This window comes from Rothia sp. HMSC08A08 (assembly GCF_001808385.1).
Taxonomy (GTDB): Bacteria; Actinomycetota; Actinomycetes; order Actinomycetales; family Micrococcaceae; genus Rothia; species Rothia dentocariosa.
In genome coordinates this window covers 174,720-193,438 of record NZ_KV793056.1, presented here as the reverse complement: position 1 = coordinate 193,438, position 18,719 = coordinate 174,720, and the positions used below count along the sequence as shown (strand labels likewise).

Annotated in this window: 14 protein-coding genes and 2 tRNA genes; 9 read left to right on the top strand and 7 right to left on the bottom strand. The window is 51.1% G+C overall.

Annotation, left to right across the window (positions count from 1 at the left end):
- From HMPREF3164_RS01420 to HMPREF3164_RS01395, 7 genes are all read right to left on the bottom strand, one after another.
- Positions 1–649: ABC transporter ATP-binding protein (locus HMPREF3164_RS01420; protein WP_246822551.1), on the bottom strand; the 649-nt coding region annotated here is incomplete at its 3' end.
- Positions 650–1,045: 396 nt separating this feature from the next.
- Positions 1,046–3,802 carry an ABC transporter permease gene (locus HMPREF3164_RS01415; protein ID WP_070448537.1) on the bottom strand — a complete coding sequence of 919 codons (2,757 nt, stop codon included), beginning with the start codon at positions 3,800–3,802 and terminating at the stop codon, positions 1,046–1,048.
- 2 nt (positions 3,803–3,804) lie between these two features.
- The gene (locus HMPREF3164_RS01410; protein ID WP_070448536.1) at positions 3,805–4,566 is read right to left on the bottom strand and encodes an ABC transporter ATP-binding protein; all 762 of its coding nucleotides are present in this window, start codon (positions 4,564–4,566) and stop codon (positions 3,805–3,807) included.
- 252 nt (positions 4,567–4,818) lie between these two features.
- Positions 4,819–6,015, bottom strand: a complete 1,197-nt coding sequence (locus HMPREF3164_RS11275) for an ABC transporter permease (protein ID WP_246822550.1) — start codon at positions 6,013–6,015, stop codon at positions 4,819–4,821.
- Positions 6,016–6,032: 17 nt separating this feature from the next.
- Positions 6,033–7,637 (bottom strand): ABC transporter permease, encoded by a 1,605-nt coding sequence (locus HMPREF3164_RS11270; protein WP_246822549.1) that lies wholly within the window; start codon positions 7,635–7,637, stop codon positions 6,033–6,035.
- 149 nt (positions 7,638–7,786) lie between these two features.
- Positions 7,787–8,512, bottom strand: a complete 726-nt coding sequence (locus tag HMPREF3164_RS01400) for a response regulator (protein WP_083297310.1) — start codon at positions 8,510–8,512, stop codon at positions 7,787–7,789.
- Positions 8,513–8,561: 49 nt separating this feature from the next.
- The gene (locus tag HMPREF3164_RS01395) at positions 8,562–9,833 is read right to left on the bottom strand and encodes a sensor histidine kinase (RefSeq protein ID WP_070448534.1); all 1,272 of its coding nucleotides are present in this window, start codon (positions 9,831–9,833) and stop codon (positions 8,562–8,564) included.
- Positions 9,834–10,036: 203 nt separating this feature from the next.
- Here HMPREF3164_RS01395 and HMPREF3164_RS01390 point away from each other — a divergent pair, with 203 nt between their 5' ends.
- The 9 genes from HMPREF3164_RS01390 to HMPREF3164_RS01350 all read left to right on the top strand — a co-directional run bounded on the left by HMPREF3164_RS01390 (position 10,037) and on the right by HMPREF3164_RS01350 (position 18,665).
- On the top strand, positions 10,037–11,092 hold the full coding sequence (locus HMPREF3164_RS01390) for a 3-isopropylmalate dehydrogenase (RefSeq protein ID WP_048753212.1): 1,056 nt from the start codon (positions 10,037–10,039) through the stop codon (positions 11,090–11,092).
- A gap of 249 nt (positions 11,093–11,341) precedes the next feature.
- Positions 11,342–12,439: a branched-chain amino acid aminotransferase gene (locus tag HMPREF3164_RS01385; RefSeq protein ID WP_070448533.1), complete on the top strand. Its 1,098-nt coding sequence runs from the start codon at positions 11,342–11,344 to the stop codon at positions 12,437–12,439.
- A gap of 136 nt (positions 12,440–12,575) precedes the next feature.
- Entirely contained in the window at positions 12,576–13,331 is a 756-nt protein-coding gene (locus tag HMPREF3164_RS01380; protein WP_070448597.1) for a fumarylacetoacetate hydrolase family protein, read from the top strand.
- A gap of 98 nt (positions 13,332–13,429) precedes the next feature.
- Positions 13,430–14,944: a glutamate--tRNA ligase gene (gltX, locus tag HMPREF3164_RS01375; RefSeq protein ID WP_070448532.1), complete on the top strand. Its 1,515-nt coding sequence runs from the start codon at positions 13,430–13,432 to the stop codon at positions 14,942–14,944.
- A gap of 171 nt (positions 14,945–15,115) precedes the next feature.
- A complete protein-coding gene (locus tag HMPREF3164_RS01370) occupies positions 15,116–15,427 on the top strand; it encodes a hypothetical protein (RefSeq protein WP_246822548.1) in 312 nt (103 codons plus the stop codon).
- Positions 15,424–15,789: a hypothetical protein gene (locus HMPREF3164_RS01365; protein WP_070448530.1), complete on the top strand. Its 366-nt coding sequence runs from the start codon at positions 15,424–15,426 to the stop codon at positions 15,787–15,789. The genes HMPREF3164_RS01370 and HMPREF3164_RS01365 overlap by 4 nt, the downstream gene beginning before the upstream one ends.
- Before the next feature lie 255 nt (positions 15,790–16,044).
- Positions 16,045–16,117: transfer RNA gene (locus tag HMPREF3164_RS01360), tRNA-Gly, on the top strand.
- Positions 16,118–16,406: 289 nt separating this feature from the next.
- Positions 16,407–18,320: an S-layer homology domain-containing protein gene (locus tag HMPREF3164_RS01355; RefSeq protein ID WP_070448529.1), complete on the top strand. Its 1,914-nt coding sequence runs from the start codon at positions 16,407–16,409 to the stop codon at positions 18,318–18,320.
- A 273-nt stretch (positions 18,321–18,593) separates the two neighbouring features.
- Positions 18,594–18,665, top strand: a tRNA-Gln gene (locus HMPREF3164_RS01350).
- Positions 18,666–18,719 lie beyond the last annotated feature (54 nt).

Genomic DNA, 18,719 nt, shown 5'->3' with positions numbered 1-18,719 from the left:
CTGCGTGTGCATCGTGGGTCCCCATGAGGATGGTCTGTTGGTGCTCGGTTGCTGCATCCCGGAGAAGCCGCAGGACCTCAGCTCCGGAGTTTGAATCGAGGTTGCCGGTGGGCTCGTCAGCGAAGACGACGTCCGGACGGGAGAGCAACGCACGCACAATAGCAACGCGTTGCTGCTGACCGCCGGAGAGTTGTTCGGGGCGGTGATCCAGACGTTTTTGCAGCCCGAGGGTTTGAACAAGGTAGTCGCGCCACACCGAATCGGGCTTTTTACCGGCCAAGCCGAGCGGCAAATCGATGTTCTGCCCGGCGGTGAGGGTTGGAACTAGGTTGAATGCCTGGAAAATGAACCCGACATGCTCACGGCGGAATTCGGTAAGCTGATTGTCTTTTTGTCCGTAGAGGTCGGTATCGCCGATGCGAATAATCGTCTCTGGATTACGATCTGGAGTATCTAGCGTGGCGAGAGTTTGCATCAGGGTTGATTTACCAGAACCGGAAGGCCCCATGATGGCGGTGAACTTGCCGTACTCGAAGTCGATGCTCACATTGTTAAGGGCATGAACGATGGCTTCGCCCGTGCCGTAGGTCTTGGACAGATTACGTGTTGCTACCGCAGGTTCGTATGCGGGAATTGTTGATGTGCTCATGATTTAATTGTTTCAAGATTGCAAAAATATATCCCCTGACATTTGTCATCCTTTGAGCTGAAATTCTTGAAGGCAAAATAAATGGCACTCATACTTTTGGATGAGAAATACTAGGGATTGAAAAAAGCAAGCCTCCTTAAGGATGAAAATACCCACGAAGAAGAAAAATAATTAAAATAAAAAATTTAGAGTCTATGCAATAATTATGGACGGTATTTTGATCCCTAGAAAGTAAGAATATATAGACTATTTAGATCTATAAAAGTGGGTTTTCTAAGTTTTATATCTGGGACTTCTACACGTAAAAATAATTCGGGAGCACGAACCACATAAAAAGGGCAAACTCCCTAATGTGGGGAGTTCGCCCTTTTCGATGCAGGTTATTTTGCCAATCGACTAGCCTCGCATGCCCTCCACAGGGGAGAGACGGGCCGATCGGGCCGCTGGTAATATCGAGGCAACGAACGCCGATACCAGACCTACCAGCAGAACAAAGAACAATCCAAGGTAAGGAAGATCAATGACGACTTCAGTAGAAGAACTGGTACCTGCAATCACAACTTTAGCGGCGGCAATACCAATTCCAACACCCGCGAGGATGCCTAGGATCACGGCTCCTAAGGTAATCAGAATTGCCTCGGCTGAAATCATGTGACGCAGCTGTTTGCGGGAGAGACCCAGTGAGCGAAGCATCGCATTCTCGCGGCGACGCTCGTTCACCGACAAAGTCATCGTATTGGCTACACCGATAATCGAGATGACTACGGCCAGGGCAAGAAGAACTAATGTGAAGATCAGCATGATCATCATAATCTGATCAAATTGCTGGCGTCCCTGCAAACCACCGGTGAATTCGTTACCGTCATTAGCCTTGGTGAGCTGTTCCTGAAGAGTCGAGTTTGCACTTGAGGAAAGCGGTGACTTGGCGTGAACGAGCACCATAGTCTGGGCACCGGTAGCCCCACTTGTCGATGATGCAGCAGAACTCTGCTCCCCAGCATCTGGGGCAGCTTCTGCAGGAACTTGAGTGTTTTCAGGAGCCTGTGATGAATCCAGCAGAGGCTTTGGATCTGAGGCGTTCTGCAGCTTGGCACCGGTCGTGGGATTCACAATATATAGCGACATATTGCTGCTGGTAGACTTGATGGGTTTTAACTCTACCGTCCCCAAGGGACCACGTGCTTTAAGGCGAGTGGAGTCATTGAAGTGGGCATTATCATAAAGGGCAGCCGAGACAAGCACGGTATCATCTTCGAGCTGATGTGACCCTTCAGTCGGAATGACCTTTGTGAGATCGTCGTGGCTGAGTGCTACCAGATTCTCGGTGCGATTCTGTGCTTCACCACCGTCTTTCGGAGGAACCGTGAAATCAACGGTACCCGCTGCAGAAGCCACAGCAACACTATCGACGTTTTCCAAACCGTGAACTTTATCAGCGACAGAGCGCGCCTTATTGACGCTCTCAGATCCTGCTGTAGGTCCGGTACCGTAGGTGGCTGCCGCAGAGATCGGGTATAGCTTATCCATCGCGTTCGCCACGGTGGATGTCATGATGGAATATCCGGTCAGTACTGTAGTGACGACAAGTGCGCCTACCAGGACCGCACGCCCGGTCGAAACGGTACGTTTCGGGGAACGCAGTGCATTTGCTACCGCCAATTTTCCGGTCTGGTTGCGGAAGACTGAGCCCAGGACACGAACAAGGGGCAGAAGAAGCCACGGGGTCAGCATAAAGACCGCAATGCCCAGCAGAAGCGCGGCAATCATAACGAGAAGAACAGAGGTTCCTGCATTTGAGCTATCGTTATTCTGCGTGATGGTGTTGAACGCAACGATCATGAGTGCACCGCCGCCAGCACCGATAACAAGACCCGCAATAAGGCCTGCGATGTTCGGCTTCTTGACCGCCTGAGCCGTAGTTTCGCCCATCGCGCTGATGGGAGAAATCTTCAAAGCGGTACGTGCCGGAGCGAGCGAGGCAATAACCGTGACCAAGGTGCACAGTACAACACCGACAACAAAAGCCATCGGATCGTAAGAAACCATGAAACTATTATTGGATAGCGCACTCAGCAATGCCGCGATCGGATACACGAGAACCGCGCCGATAGTGGAGAAAATGACGCCCACAACAAGCGATTCAACCACAAGCATACGCACCAAGGATGAGCCCTGTGCTCCTAGAGTACGTAACAACGCCAGTTCGCGGATGCGCTGTCCCACGAGAACCGCAAAGGTATTCGAGATAACGAACGAAGAAACCAACAGCGCTAATGCGGCAAAGGCGCCTAAGATGACACCGAGGAACGTGAATATCGTGGAGAGCTGTTTCTTCACAACCTCCATGTACTCAGGACCGGACATAACAGAAGGCTCAGTTTTTTTGTCACCCGTGTTGAGTTTCTTCTGCAGCTCTGCGCGAGCAGCGGCGTCGTCCGTTCCTTTGAACTTGACGTATGCCATGCTGGCACCGGGAACGGCGTAGTTTGCAGAAGAAGCACCCCCAGCATTTTTGAGTGCCTTGTTAGCTGCCTCCCCATAGGAAGTTCCGCCAATAAACATAGCGTTATTCGTATCGGAGCCTGAGAATCCGACATCAAAAATACCGGTGATGGTGTACTCGCGCGTAGTTCCTGTATTTGGGTCAGAGATCGACGCGACTATATCAGGGGAACTGACCTTAGAATTAAGTTGAAGATTATGCTTTTGTGCAAAATCTTTCGAGACCATCAGCTCGGTGTCTGAGGTCGGCAATTTACCTTCAAAGTCGAAGGGAAAAAGATCTGCACTGTTAGGCGCTTGGGTATAAGAAACTTGAGTTTTATCGGGACCAAACTTACCCCGGCCCTGGTAGACAATCCACGACTGATCGACTGAATCATCATTCTGAATATTTTTGATGCTCTCTTCATCCAGATAGATATTTGCTTCAGTGTTAGAGTTATCGCGCGCATAGGAAGAGACAACAACGTTATCTGCTTTGGAAAGAATGCCATTTACCGATGCATTTAGAGTTCCCTGCAAAGAGCTGACTAATACAATAACGGCAGCAATAAAAAATGAAGAAATTGCGATACCGATTCCAGTAAGAATATATTTTCCTTTAGACGCGCGTAAATTAGCGCGCCCCACCGTATTAAGCGTTGTAGCCAATGTTATTCACCTTCCAACTGTCCCATGGCGTTTAGAACAGCATCGTGGGTGGGTTTGAGCATTTCGCCAGCTATGGCACCGTCTTTGAGGAAGACTACGCGGTCTGCGTAGGATGCTGCGTGTGCATCGTGGGTCACCATGAGGATGGTTTGCTGATGCTCGTTTGCTGCGGTTCGCAGGAGCTTGAGTACTTCGGTGCCAGAGTTTGAATCGAGGTTGCCGGTGGGCTCGTCGGCGAAGACGACGTCCGGGCGGGAGAGTAGTGCGCGTACGATGGCGACGCGTTGTTGCTGACCACCGGAGAGCTGTTCGGGACGGTGGCTGAGCCGCTTTGTTAGACCCAAAGTTTCCACCAGATAATCGCGCCAAATAGGATCAGGCTTTTTGCCGGCCAAGCCGAGCGGCAAGTCAATATTCTGTCCGGCGGTGAGGGTTGGTACCAGGTTGAAAGCCTGGAAAATAAAGCCGATATGTTCGCGACGAAACTCGGTTAACTCTTTATCTCGCCGACCGTATAGCTCGGTATCGGCAATTTTGATGCTGGTGTTGGGGTTAACATCCGGGGTATCTAGGGTTGCCAAAGTCTGCATAAGGGTAGATTTACCGGAGCCGGAAGGCCCCATAATAGCGGTAAATTTACCCTGTTCGAAAGAAACTGTTACGTTATTGAGGGCATGTACCGTCGCCTCACCTGTGCCGTAAGTCTTGCTCAGGTTTTGGGCGGTAACAGCTGGTTTAACAGAAGTATCTAATGTAGTAGTCATAACACCAATTATCCCAAACTAGAATGAAAACCTGTGGGAGGTTTTATCATACTTTTGGGTGATTTCTGGAGTTCTGTCTCTAAAATAACCGTAACTATTTTCAAGGTAAAGTTAGTGAAAGTACAGGCAATATTATAATTAGACTACTTTCTCAGGAATGTATGCGAGAATAATATATAAGTTAGGAATGTGTTCTATTAAATACTTGGTACAGGTAGTAATTTTTATATGCTGCATAGAATCTGCACAGACTCAGTCTTCTCGAAGCGCCTGAACTGGTGAGACTTTTGAGGCGCGTACGGAGGGAACCCACGAAGCTAAGACAGCAATTCCTAAAGCGCCGAAGAATGCTATACAGTATTCCGTCAGGGGAATTCGGTAGATGATCTCAATGTTCTGTGGCGTGATAGCGCGTGTCAGGATAAACCCGGCAAGCGTGCCGCCGATGAGAGCAACCAGCAGCGCTGAGAGCGTGATAAGAATAGCTTCCATCATGATGGCGGAACGTAATTGCTGACGCGAAAGCCCTAGAGTGCGGAGGAGCGCATTTTCGCGGCTTCGTTCATGAGCTGAGAGCATCAAGGTATTACTTACCCCTAACACCGAAATCAGCACCATAAGAGCAATAATAGCCAGGATGGTATACATGATAACGATAAGGGAAATTTCGACAACAGCACGCGTCTCTAGAATGCCCGCGAGATATAATCCGTGTGTTGTACGGGCAATATCCGTTAGATCATTCCGTAATTCTGTACTTTCATCAGAACTCAGCCCCTGTTTGGCGCGCACTACCACATAGGACTCTCCAGTAGAAGAAGTACCTTCAAGAAGCTGGGGATGATCAAGATCCTGTACCTTGGCGGCGGTCTCACGTGAGATATAGGGGGTATGGTCATCAGTTTGCGAGTACACCGCAGTAAGCCGTAGGTCTCCACGTGGACCGTGAAGTGTAAAACTAGGTGGCTTATGCCCTTGCAAGGCATGTTGTTCTGAGCGAGGCAGAACCACCACATCACCCTGCAATATCGTTTCGGAGGTACCAGGCAATACTACGTCAATATCCTGAGGCAAAACCGCATAGGCATCGGGAGGATCAGTATGGTCAGGAGCGCCAGCTGCAGCGCTGGGATTACTGCCTGCTTCATTCACCGGCCCATCTGAAGTTGTGAGAGTATGAGAATCATCATCGCAGGTGAGGTTTCCCGCATATTGTACAAACGCTTCAGACTGTACGGATGGCAGTTCTTGGATCCTGCGTTGCGCATCCTGTGCCTGGTGCATATACCGTTCTGCAGTGGATTCAGAATTCTGGGAATTGTGTGCAGTAGAGGAGCTATCCTCCGTATCCTTGGAGTCATTAAACGTTAGAACCGCTGCCGGACGTTCTGTCTGCTGTATAAAGCCTGTGACAGATGCCTTAAGGGTCACATAACCTGTAAGCACCATAGCTATAAGCATCATTCCTACCAGGAGGGCTCGCCCGGTCGATACCATACGTGCCGGAGAACGCAATGCATTTTTACACGCGATAGAGACCCCGTTAGGGTACGCGCTATCAGAGAGGACCAGAACTTCACAAGCGGTGAAAGTATTTTATGGGCTGCCGTCAAAATAGCAAAGCATAAGAGAGCAGCAGCAATAATACCCACAACAAGCACTTGAACACTATGGGTTCCCTCCATGCCATCAGGCACGTGCTCAGAGGATTTACTCATGAAGACTGCATACGCCACAATACCCGCCACAAGCAATAACAGGGCGATAACCCCCTGATGCTTACCGTAGGTAGAAACCTGCTGTACTACGCCATCACGAAGCCCTTGCACAGGCGATACTTTTGATGCTGCATAGGCGGGTTTAAGAGCGGCGATCCAGGTGACGGCAACACACACTGGCAGAGTAACTCCCAAAGGGACCAGAGAAAAAGTGAAAACCAATGTATGAGCGGCCCACGACGTGATAACCACCCAAAGAGCGTAGGCAAGTGTAATACCTAAAGAAGCTGCGAGAACTCCCAAAACCGTAGATTCTGCCAGCACTATAGTGAGAAGATTGGGGCGGCTGGCTCCTAAAGTACGCAGCAGAGCGAGTTCGCGGGTGCGCTGAGAAAGCAACACGCTGAATGTATTGGTGATAACAAAAGCAGAGACCATGAGGGCTAACGCTGCCAGACCTAAAAGGGCTGCGGTGAGCAGATCATTGGCAAAACCTATGTCCGGTTCTAATTTGTGGGCATATTCATGCGCTGGTACTACACGCCCATGATTGTCGTGGTGCGCGGTAAATTCCCGCTTAAAATCTTCAACCGAAACACCCTCACGAAGCTTGACTGCAACTATATGCGCATCATGAACAATATTTGTTTTATGCTCGCGATGAGCAATTTTAGATGTCGTTGTCAGCATAGTGCCACCGGCAAAAACTGTTATTGAATCTTCAGATCCCAGGGGTGGAGAATGGAAAGTACCAGTGATCGTATATTCCTTGGTGGGCAAGGAATCTTCTAAAGATAGTGTGCCGCCCTCAAAATTTGTAATGGATGTGGGAGTGGGCAGCTTTATTGTTGCGACCGGGTCAATGCCGTGAAATTTATCGCCTATATTGAGATGTAAAGACTCACGAAGCGACTCTGGGAGCAGAATTTCATGATCATTCTGTGGCATTCGCCCCTGTATCTGATAAGGAAACAAATCCGGGTCAGTGGGAGCTTGAGAAATCGCATAGGGCACAGGGTCGCCCGGCGCGTCATGATACATAGCTGAAACTACTGAGTCTTCCCGGATACCAGCCACCTGGGGGCTATTACGGATATCTTCAACTTCCTCAACCGAGAGAGCGCCCGACGAGTTCTCCTTGGCTTGCCCCGAGATGTTGGTAGCAACAACCGCATCGCTGTTACGTACCTGATTGCCGTAGTGTGCCACATATGTGGCGGAAATGATTGTATTGAGAAGAAGCACGGCACTCAGGAAAAAAGCTGCAACCGCAATGCCCAGTCCCGTCAAAATATATTTACGCCAAGATGCGCGCAGATTTGCATATATCAGCGAGAGCAGAGAGGAGATCATGTGTAAAAAATCCTGTGGCGTACTACATCATAAATATCGGTCTACTGTATAACCGTAAATGTTGGCTTGACAGATATTCATCATTCTCAAGAATGATTTTTCAGCCTTTTCACAGGTTCTGTCCTCAACGGTAGATGTAGACAAGGAGCCTACGAAACGATCCCAGCCTCATACGCCATAATCACGGCCTGAACCCTATCGCGGGCATCAAGTTTTGACAGAACATGCGAGACGTGGGTCTTAATGGTGGCCTCTGACAGCACGAGCGCACGGCTGATCTCCACATTGGAAAGACCCTGCGCAATCAGACGAAGTACCTCATGTTCACGCGGAGAAAGAGTCTGCATGAGTTCCTGGTGCAGAAGCTGCGGCTCCTCCTGAGAAGTGGGGGCAACACTGCCAGAATCCTGTTCCGAATGAACCTCCAACACCGGAATCATATGTTCCAGCAGGCGGCGTGTAGCGGAAGGGGCGATCACCGCATCACCGCGATGTATTGTTCGAATAGCCCCCAGAAGTTCTTCGGGAGGTGCATCTTTCAGCAAAAAACCGCTTGCCCCGGCACGTACCGCCGCATAGACATATTCGTCGACGTCGAAGGTAGTCAGCATAATAACCCTGGAATCAGGAACGTTGAGCTCTAGAATGCTTTTTGCAGCCTCCAGCCCGTCCATAATAGGCATACGAACATCCATAAGAACCACCTGAGGGGCAGTACCTTCTTCAGCCATACGAGCATAGCTATCAACCGCCGCTGCGCCGTCATCAGCTTCGAGAACAACCTGCAGATCGGGCTGAGAATTGATAAGCATCTTCAAACCGCCGCGTACAAGCTGCTGGTCATCAACCAGCATCACGGTAATCTGTTCGTTCATAGGATTTCCTTCAAAATGTTCTGTCATTTTTTACAATACTGGGTTTCCGTTACGTTTCGCGGTACGGCAGCCAAGCCTTCACGCTAAAACCACCCTGCAGATCCGGGCCGTAATGCAGGGTTCCGTCATACATTGTGATGCGCTCGCGCATGCCCAAGAGACCGTTACCGCTGCCCGGCACGAAGGAATATGGAGCATCCGAGCTATTGTGATGAGCCGGAGCGCTGTTGTACACGTCCAAATACAGGCCATCTCGTTTCCACGCAGCCGAGAGAGTAACGATCTCAGCATCGCGGGCGTGTTTAACGATATTGGTGAGCGCTTCCTGGATTACACGATATGCCGCTAGATCAGCTCCCTGAGGGAGGGCGCCACTTATGGTACCGGTAATACCAGCGAAGTCGATATTAACTCCCGACCTGCGAGCCTGCGCAACCAGAGCGGGAATTTCGTGAATTGTAGGCGCTGGAGCGTACATGGTGTCTTCATCGGTACGAAGAACCCCCAGGAGGGAACGCATCTGCGTGAGAGAATCGCGTGCGGTGACCGCAATAGTTTCAAGCGTCTGTTCCGCGATAGAAGCGTCATGTTCCTGAAGGTTAGTCGCTTCGGCGGGCTGAGTCGTCGTGGTCCGTATCGCGGCTGCGGCATACCTGGCGCCGTCAGCCTGCGTAATGATGCTGGAAAGTGAATGTGCCACAATATCGTGCATTTCGCGGGCGATGCGGGTGCGTTCATCCTGTGCCGCAAGACGCCGTTCCTGTTCTTGCTCAAATTCGAGGCGCATCGCTCGCTCTCGAAGCTCATCCTGGCGAATAATGCGGGTACGCCTTGAATCACCGATAAACCAGAGCACGGAATAAATCGCACCGCATAAGGTTGTGATGATAATCGAGCTTATAATAGCGGCAAATTGTTCGACCCGCGGAAGCAGCATGATGAAAAGCTGGGTCCCTACCGCAAAGGCACCAATCCAGCCCGCAATAAACATGCGGACCCGCAGCTTCTTCTTCCAGTGCCTGCCGATATGATAAGCCGCTACGCCTACCGGAAAATACAGATGAACGGGCAAAACATCCGGAATAAATAGAGTGAGAGCGGTGGAGACGAGAACAAACCAGATTGACCCATAAGGATGCCGGTACCGAAAATAAAGGGCGGTCGTATTGATGCATGCAATGAAAAAAGTAATGCCGCTATCCTTATAGGACATTGCAAGAGCTATGAGCAGAACAAACATCTGCATGAAAGCAACTACCGTGATATTAAACCAGCGGTAGTTCCTATCTATGTAGTTGTTGATTCGGCTCGTTAGATCCATGGGTTAAGTGTAACGTTCGCCCTCAAAACAGGTAATCACTCGGAAGGATGAATTCTGTACGTACTCGTGTAGGTCATGAGGCTGTAAAATCTGGAATAAGACCTCTCAAAACTGCGAGATTATGCGGGAATATATATGCCCATACTCTGAGAATCATGGCCTAAAATCTGCGCAATTGTTCGTGCCAGCAGTAGGGTAGAGGTATGACTACTGAACGTTCTATCAACCTTGCCGTGATCGCTGGCGACGGCATCGGGCCTGAAATTATTACCGAGGCGCAGCGTGTGCTTCAACGCGCCTGCGAGCTTGATTCTATTCGCGTAGATTCCACCGACTATAAACTTGGCGCCGAGCACTGGCTTAAAACCGGCGAGACCCTGCCCGAGAGTACGATGGAGTCTCTCAAACAGCACGATGCGATTCTTTTCGGCGCTATTGGTGCCGATCCGCGCAGCGGCAAGATCCCCTCAGGGCTGATCGAACGTGAAATGCTTTTGAAGCTGCGCTTCTCATTTGACCATTACATTAACCTGCGTCCCGCACGGCTGTACCCAGGGGCAGTGTCGCCGCTGAGGAACCCCGGAGAGATCGACTTCGTGGTGGTACGCGAAGGTACCGAAGGACCCTACGTGGGTAATGGAGGAACTATTCGCGGCGGTACCGATGCCGAAATCGCAACCGAAGTATCCATCAATACCGCGCACGGTGTTCGTCGGCTAATCCGGTACGCCTTCAAATTGGCACAGTCCCGCCGTAAGAAGCTGACCCTCATCCACAAAACAAATGTGCTCGTACACGCTGGTCGTTTGTACACCCGTCTTTTCGAAGAGATCGGGCGCGAATTTCCCGAAGTGCAAACCGATTACCTGCATGTTGATGCGGCAACAATTTTCATGACCACCGATCCCTCACGTTTCGACGTGATCGTAACCGATAACCTGTTTGGCGACATCCTGACCGATCAGGCGGGTGCAGTGACCGGAGGTATTGGCTACGCGGCCTCAGGCAATATCAACGCGGTAGGGGAGTTCCCCTCAATGTTTGAGCCCGTGCATGGTTCAGCCCCCGACATCGCGGGGCAGAATAAAGCAAACCCAACCGCCGCAATCCTCGCGGGAGCAATGCTTCTGCGGCACCTAGGCTATGAGTCGACGGCGGTCCGTATTGAGGATGCGGTCGAGGCCGATATGCGTGCCAACGGCGCCCGCGCCCGAGGCACCGACGAAGTTGGTAACGATGTCTTGGGGTTCCTAAGCTAGTTAAGGCTGAGGTAGCTTACGCCCTGCCTTCGATTTTCACGATATGGGCGGCGGTGGGTTGCGTGTGCGTTGTGCCTATTCATCAGGTACTCTAAAACATGTGCAACGGGCACATCCGCCCCGTCGTCCGCTGGCGTGGTCACAAGCCGCACTGATGAGCTTCGTAAGCGATGCCGCTTCTGCCTCCCACCTTGAGGTTTGCGCCGCCGATGCTATTGGCAGAGAGAATTGACAGAATAGGATTACACCATGGCACTTGAATTTAGCCGTGAAAAGAACCCCGCCCCCGCGAGTGACGAACGTCGAGCCGAGATTCTTGCCGACCCCGGGTTTGGCGACTATTTTACGGATCATATGGTCAGCATCGACTGGAACGGTGATTATAAAACCGGCGGTGAATGGTCGAACGCGCGGGTGCATGCCTACGGTCCGCTCAGCTTAGATCCCGCCGCTGCGGTTTTTCACTATGGTCAGGAAATCTTCGAGGGTATTAAAGGCTACCGTCATTCGGATGGGTCGGTGTGGACATTCCGACCCGAGAAGAACGCGGCGCGCCTGAACCGCTCGGCGTATCGTATGGCACTGCCTCAGCTGCCCGAAGAGACCTTCATCGAATCCCTAAAACAGCTGGTGCAGGTAGATGAAAAATGGGTTCCCAGCGGTGAGGGAGAAGCGTTCTATTTCCGTCCGTTTATGATTGCGACCGAGGCATATCTGGGGGTTCGCCCTGCTCGTCACGTGGAGTATCACGTGATTGGGTCGCCTGCTGGCAACTACTTCGGCACCCCCGAGCCGGTGGATATCTGGCTGTCCACGAAGTATGCTCGCGCTGGTGAAGGCGGTACTGGCACCGCAAAATGCGGCGGTAATTATGCTGCCGCCATGATCGCCCAGCTTGAAGGTGAAGAAAACGGCTGTAAACAGGTGATTTTCAAAGACCCGCACCGCAACGATGCTCTTGAAGAGCTGGGCGGCATGAACGTATTCTTCATCTACGGTAAAGAGAATAAGTTGGTAACCCCCGAACTTACCGGAACTATTCTAGAGGGCGTTACCCGTTCCTCAATTTTGCAGCTGGCGAAGGATCGCGGAATAACCGTTGAGGAACGCCCCATCACCCTCAGCGAGTGGCGTGACAGTGTGGCATCCGGCGATATTACAGAGGTGTGTGCCTGCGGTACCGCAGCGGTCATTGCCCCTATTGGAAAGCTCAAGGCTGCTGATTTTGAGATTCCTGCGGCTTCCGAAGGATTTGGCGAGATTTCCAAGAGCCTGCGTGAAGAGCTCGTGGGCATTCAGACCGGTACGGTAGAGGACCGTCATGGCTGGCTGACCCGCCTCGTCTAATAACCCCCGGTTACTGCGCCGGGCGCATCCATGAAACGTGCAAAGAGTGACTTTCCGACGATAAGCTCTACTTTTCAATCGGAAAGTCACTTTTTGCGTATCGAGAGGGGTATGAATGACTGGTACTCTAGAAGGTATGCGTATTGCACGATTTACCGTAGATAACGAGCTTCATTATGGTGTGGTTGAAGGAGCGGACGGCAGCGAAGTTTTGCATGTTCTCGCGGGTGATCCGTTTTACTCCGGTGTTGAAACCACCTCGCAGACTTATCAGCTTGAGGACGTTCGCCTGCTTGCCCCCATCATTCCACGCTCCAAGGTGATTGGTGCTCTTGCTAATTGGGCGGGTACCCCGGCTCCTGCCGCTCCGCAGTTCTTCATCAAGCCAAATACGACGGTGGTCGGTCCTGGTGATCCGGTGACTCTCCCCGAGTATTCTGAGGCGGTCAGCGTTGAAGGCGAGCTGGCGGTTATTATCGGTCGTATTGCAAAGTCGGTGCCGCTGGAACGTGTGCATGAGGTAGTTTTTGGATACACCGTAGCCAACGATCTAACGGCGCGTGACGTGATGGAGACGGATACGCAGTGGACTCGTGCGAAAAGCTTTGACGGCTCAACCCCACTGGGGCCCTGGATCGAAACGGAGCTTGATACCGACTCGCTGAATATCACGAGCTGGGTTGATGGTGACGTGGTGCAGGAAGGTAACACCTCTGATATGCACTACTCGGTGGCGGAGCTCGTGTCCGCCGCATCTGAGATCTTTACGCTTCTTCCAGGAGATATTATCTTGACCGGAACCCCTGCGGGTACCAGCGTCCTTCGCGATGGTCATGAGGTTGAGGTCGAGATTGAAGGCGTTGGGTCTCTGGTAACCCGCATCCGCAGTTAGAGCCCAGTTTAGGCTGAGAGTGCTAAACATATTCCTCAGCGCTATAGAACGCACAGTAGCATGATTTTGAGATACACAAGTTCAGGAGAAAACTTACTATGACCGAATATCCCGGTCCTAATCTGCACGATCCACGCGAAACTCGCGTACGCTTTTGCCCTTCACCGACCGGAACCCCGCACGTGGGCATGGTACGTACAGCCCTGTTTAACTGGGCTTATGCGCGCCATACCGGCGGTAAGCTCATTTTCCGTATTGAGGATACCGATGCGGCACGAGATTCGGAAGAATCGTTCAACCAAGTACTCGACAGTCTGCACTGGCTGGGCATTAACTGGGACGAAGGCGTGGGCGTAGGCGGCCCTCATGAACCGTATCGTCAGTCTGAGCGTAAACGTGAGGACATTTACCAGAAGGTTTTTGAGAAGCTCATTGAGGGCGGGTATGTCTATGAGGATTTCTCGACCCCCGATGAGGTGCGGGAACGCCGTAAAGCAGCGGGGCAGGATCCTCAGCTTGGCTACGATAACCACGATCGTCACCTGAGTGACGAGCAGAAAGAGGCTTTCCGCGCCGAAGGCCGTAAACCCGTATGGCGTTTGCGTATGCCCGATGAGGATATTACGTTCAACGACCTTGTGCGTGGTGAGATTACCTTCAAAGCCGGGTCTGTCCCGGACTACGTCGTAGTGCGTTCTAGCGGTGACCCCCTGTATACTTTCGTGAACCCTGTGGACGATGCTTTGATGGGCGTAACCCACGTGCTTCGCGGCGAAGATCTATTGTCTTCAACTCCGCGCCAAATTGCACTGTACCGGGCACTGATTGATACGGGCGTTACCACATTTATCCCCGAGTTTGGGCATCTTCCCTATGTGATGGGGCAGGGTAATAAGAAACTGTCGAAGCGCGATCCCGAATCGAATCTCTTCCTGCTGCGCGATGCCGGTTTTATCAAGGAAGGTCTGCTGAACTACCTGTCTCTGCTGGGCTGGTCACTATCCGCAGATCAGGACGTTTTCTCAGTCGATGACCTAGTGGCTCACTTCGACATTCACGATGTGGTAGGCAACCCGGCACGTTTTGACGTCAAGAAGGCAGAAGCTATTAACGGCGATCATATTCGTCGTTTGGAGGCGGACGATTTCCGAAACCGCCTGGTGCCCTATCTGCAGGCCGCTGGTGTTGTTGGTGAGGAACTTTCAGCACGTGAAGAGCAGATTCTGACAGAGGCTGCTCCCTTGGTACAGGAACGTATGCAGCTCTTGGGTGAAGCCCCGAAGCTTCTGGCATTCCTCTTCAAAGCTGATGAAGAGATCACGGTTGCTGATGACGCCCGTAAACAGCTTAAAGAATCTGCCCCTCAGGTTCTTGCTGCCGCTTTAGAGGCACTTGAACCCCTCGAAGTCTGGGATGCGGCAAGTATCGAATCTGCCCTGCGCTCCGCTATCGTGGAGGGGCTTGAGATCAAACCGCGTTTGGCATTCGGGCCGGTGCGTATCGCCGTTTCGGGTGAGCGTATTTCGCCCCCGCTCTTTGAATCCATGGAGATTCTGGGGAAGGAATCTTCTCTCAACCGTGTGCGGGCTTTGGCTGCTGAGCTCGGGGCGTAGCCCGAACGCATAGCCGTATCTTTTTTTGAAAAGAGGAACTCGGTGGTTCACGAGTTTGCGCGAGCCACCGGGTTTTTCTGCGCGCAAGAGACGCCTACACATTGTGCGCTAGAGGAATGTAGGGTTCTCGGCTTATGCTGGTTATACGGTCGTGCATCGTGGGAGGTGAAGGTGAACCATAACAAATACATTGTGCGTGCTTTGCGCAAAGGAACCGTGATGGCATTTGCGAATGCATCAATTGTGTTGCTTATTGCCACTATTGCGGATGCAGTGAGATCTATCTGGACCATTGTGATAATTGTGTTAGCCAGCGCCTTAGCGTATTTCGCGGCGTATCATGAAGCTAAGTTTGATGATGAACAGATTGCACGTGAACGCGAAGCAGGCGGCCACCAGCCGGGAGGTGAAGCCCCGGTGGGGGACAAACCCATAGAAAACGCCCAAGAGCGGCTGGAAATTGGTGAGGAGGATAAAGCATGACTCGACGCGATGTAACATTTGCCGCCATCATGTCTGCCGTAGCATTGGCAGTTTACATAGGCGTGAAGGTTTGGTTGGGCGGTCACTGGGACTGGGTAACCTTCGTCATTTGGGTTCTGGCCGCGCTTCTCTTTGGGTTTGGCATTATTTATGCGAAGTCGTTCTTGATCCGCATGGTAGATGAGATGACTGAGGATGGAGTAACGCCCAGCGAAGGGGAGCGCCGCACTGGGGTCGGTACGGGTTCCGAACGTAATTCTCGTGCGGAATCCATCGCGGATGCTGCCGTTGAGTCTTCTGCTGAGCATGCGCATCACCTGGGACATCAGCATCATCGCCGGCAGGAATCCTCGAACTTGTAACATCCTGCAGCGTATTGGCGTGCTCTAAACGCCTGTAAAGGGCATCATATAGAAAATATACGTGCTTGCTCTCATGTCTATAAGCCCTAGTCAGCATGATGTAGGTCTGAGGAAAATAGTGAGCTGGAGAATATCATGAAAAGAATTATGCGTGTAAGAGTTGCGGGTTATCAAACGGTACAGTATAGTATTTACCTGTGAGCGCGTCGGAATGAATGAAGGTTCCGGCTCGTTATTTTGTGAAAACAGAATATTGCGGTTGTAGCTCAGTTGGTAGAGCACCACCTTGCCAAGGTGGATGTCGCGAGTTCAAGTCTCGTCAACCGCTCTGAGAAAGTCCTGAAGTAATCTTCAGGGCTTTTTTTGTATATCTCATGAAAGCGTGCTGGTGTATATGTTTGCTGCTTCTTCGAAGAAAAAACGGGGAATATGCTGCGTTCCCAAGATTTTGATGACGATAAGTCTCTAAGAAAATAAACGTCATAGATGATATTTCTATTGCTTTTTGGGAGGAAAGGCGTGAATATAGGGGGTACACCTTCTTAGGTACTCCTACCCTAAGTTTTAACTATAGGGTAACTAATTTTTGTTACTCGTCATCCTCTCAAGGAGTTCATATGGTTCTTTTATCAGCTACAGCTCAGCATAGGTCTTTCAAGGTTGCTACCGTTGGGGTACTATCGATGTCGCTCATGGGGGCACCTTTTGCAGTGCCCGCGTCCTTTGCGGTAGAGTCTCCTGCCCCGCAGCAGATTACTGCTGCTCAGGCTCAACAGGTTCAGGGAATTCCAGGGCAGTATCAGATTCGCCATTCAAAGAACGGCAAAATCTACATTGCTGGCTCTAACCGCGATATGTCCGTATCGACTATTGCGCGTCTGGATGAGAAAACTCTCCAGATAGAAGCAATAGCCACCCTACCTATAACCCGGGCCGGTACCGGATATAACGCTGGATACAAGAATTTGGGTGCCTTTGGTATTGATGTTGACGATGAGAACGGCACCATTTGGGTCACGAATACTCGTGATAATGCTGTGTCTGTGTACGATCAGAATAATCTCAATCTCTTGTGGACCAACTACGGTGCTCAAGAGGGAGATGAAAACTGGATCGAGCATCCGCGTGAGGTGAAGGTAGATGTTGCCTCCGGCAAAGCATTCGTAACAGGCCGTTTCTTTGTATCTGCCATTGATCTGAAGACCCATAAGGTTGAGAAGATCAAGGTGGGTGGAGATGAAGAAGGTAAGCGCTATATCAGTATGAATACCACCATTCATAATGGTAAACTTTACGTTCCCGAGCGCACCACCGGCAAAATCTATGTGATTGACACGAGCACTTTTAAGGTTTTGCAGGAAATCCAGACCCACGCTGATGTCGAAGGCGTTGATGTTCTTCCTTCCGATATTGCCATTGATGTTTCTGAGCAGGAGATCTATGTTTCTGCACAGGGCAGTTATGACCGTCAGAGCGGCGAGTCTAAGGGTAATTCCGGGGTGACTGTGTATGACCTCAAGACTGGAGAATATAAGAAGTCTATTCCTTTCGGTAAGCAGGCACTTTCGCTTGTCAATGATGAAGATCGTGACCTCGTATACGTTACGGATTTTGCTACCGGTAAGGTTGGCGTGATTGATGGTCGCGCTGATCGTCTTATTGGAGAAGTGCAGTCAGCGTCTAAGGGCGCCAACGATATTACCTTGGGTGTTGATGGTGAGGTCTATATCGCTAATAAGGATGGTTTTGCTCCCGATACGACCATTCCCTTCGGCATGGATTACGCCCAGGGAACTCTAACCTCCAAAGAAGAAACTGCTGATTCTATTACCAAGATGAAGGTTACCCCGGAGAATATGACAGCGGAAAATCCAGAGGTAGAGGTCAAGCAGATCACCCCGCAGCAGGAAACTTTCGCGGGCTATCCCATTCCTCTGACAGGCGGCGACAACAGGGCTCTAACCAACGTGTCGTATAACGATATTGCCGGTAACCTCTTTGAGAACGACATCATCAAGCTCGGGGAGAAGAGCATTACAACCGGTTATCCTGATGGCGGATTCCACCCCTTGGAGAGCATCGAACGTGGAGCAATGGCAGCGTACCTATATCGCCTGGCGGGTTCTCCCGAATTTGAGGCACCCGCGGAATCTCCTTTCAGTGATGTTCCTACAACCCACCCCTTCTATAAGGAAATTGCGTGGCTGAAGGCAACCGGTATTACGACAGGTTGGGAAGACGGTACCTTCCGTCCTGAAGACTCAATAAACCGCGAGGCTATGGCGGCCTTCTTCTATCGTGCCGCAGGATCCCCGGAAGTTCAGCAGAAAGCAACCTTTACGGATGTTTCGGGAAACCCCTTTGCCAAGGAAATTTCGTGGTTCCAGTTCTCGAAGCTCTCCACCGGTTGGCCTGATAGTACGTTCCGTCCGCATGACTCGGTCAAGCGCGATGCTATGGCAGCCTATATGATGCGTTACATGGGTAATTTTGATTCCGTGAAGGTTTCAGCGCCCGAACCCGCAAAATAGCGCATAGCAGGTGAGATGACTATCGTTGCTTAGCCGGTAAGTTTATATTGCTGCTTGAATAACATGTATGAGTCGGGTGAAGGCATCTCTTGGATGCCTTCACCCGACTGGCGTGCATTCGGAGGTTCTAGAGGCTGGGTATAAATTTTGGGCAGACTTTTGTGACGACCATCTCAAGGTACGAAGTTGCATGATGCAACAAAGCACCGGTATAGTTATTACTCGTTGCGGCGAAAATCGTTGAGGTTTTACCGGAACAACATAATGAAATAGTGGGGTATGGTGTAATTGGCAACACAACGGTTTCTGGTACCGTCATTCTAGGTTCGAGTCCTGGTACCCCAGCGAGCATCACTTGATGCTATGGCCCCATCGTATAGCGGCCTAGTACTCCGCCCT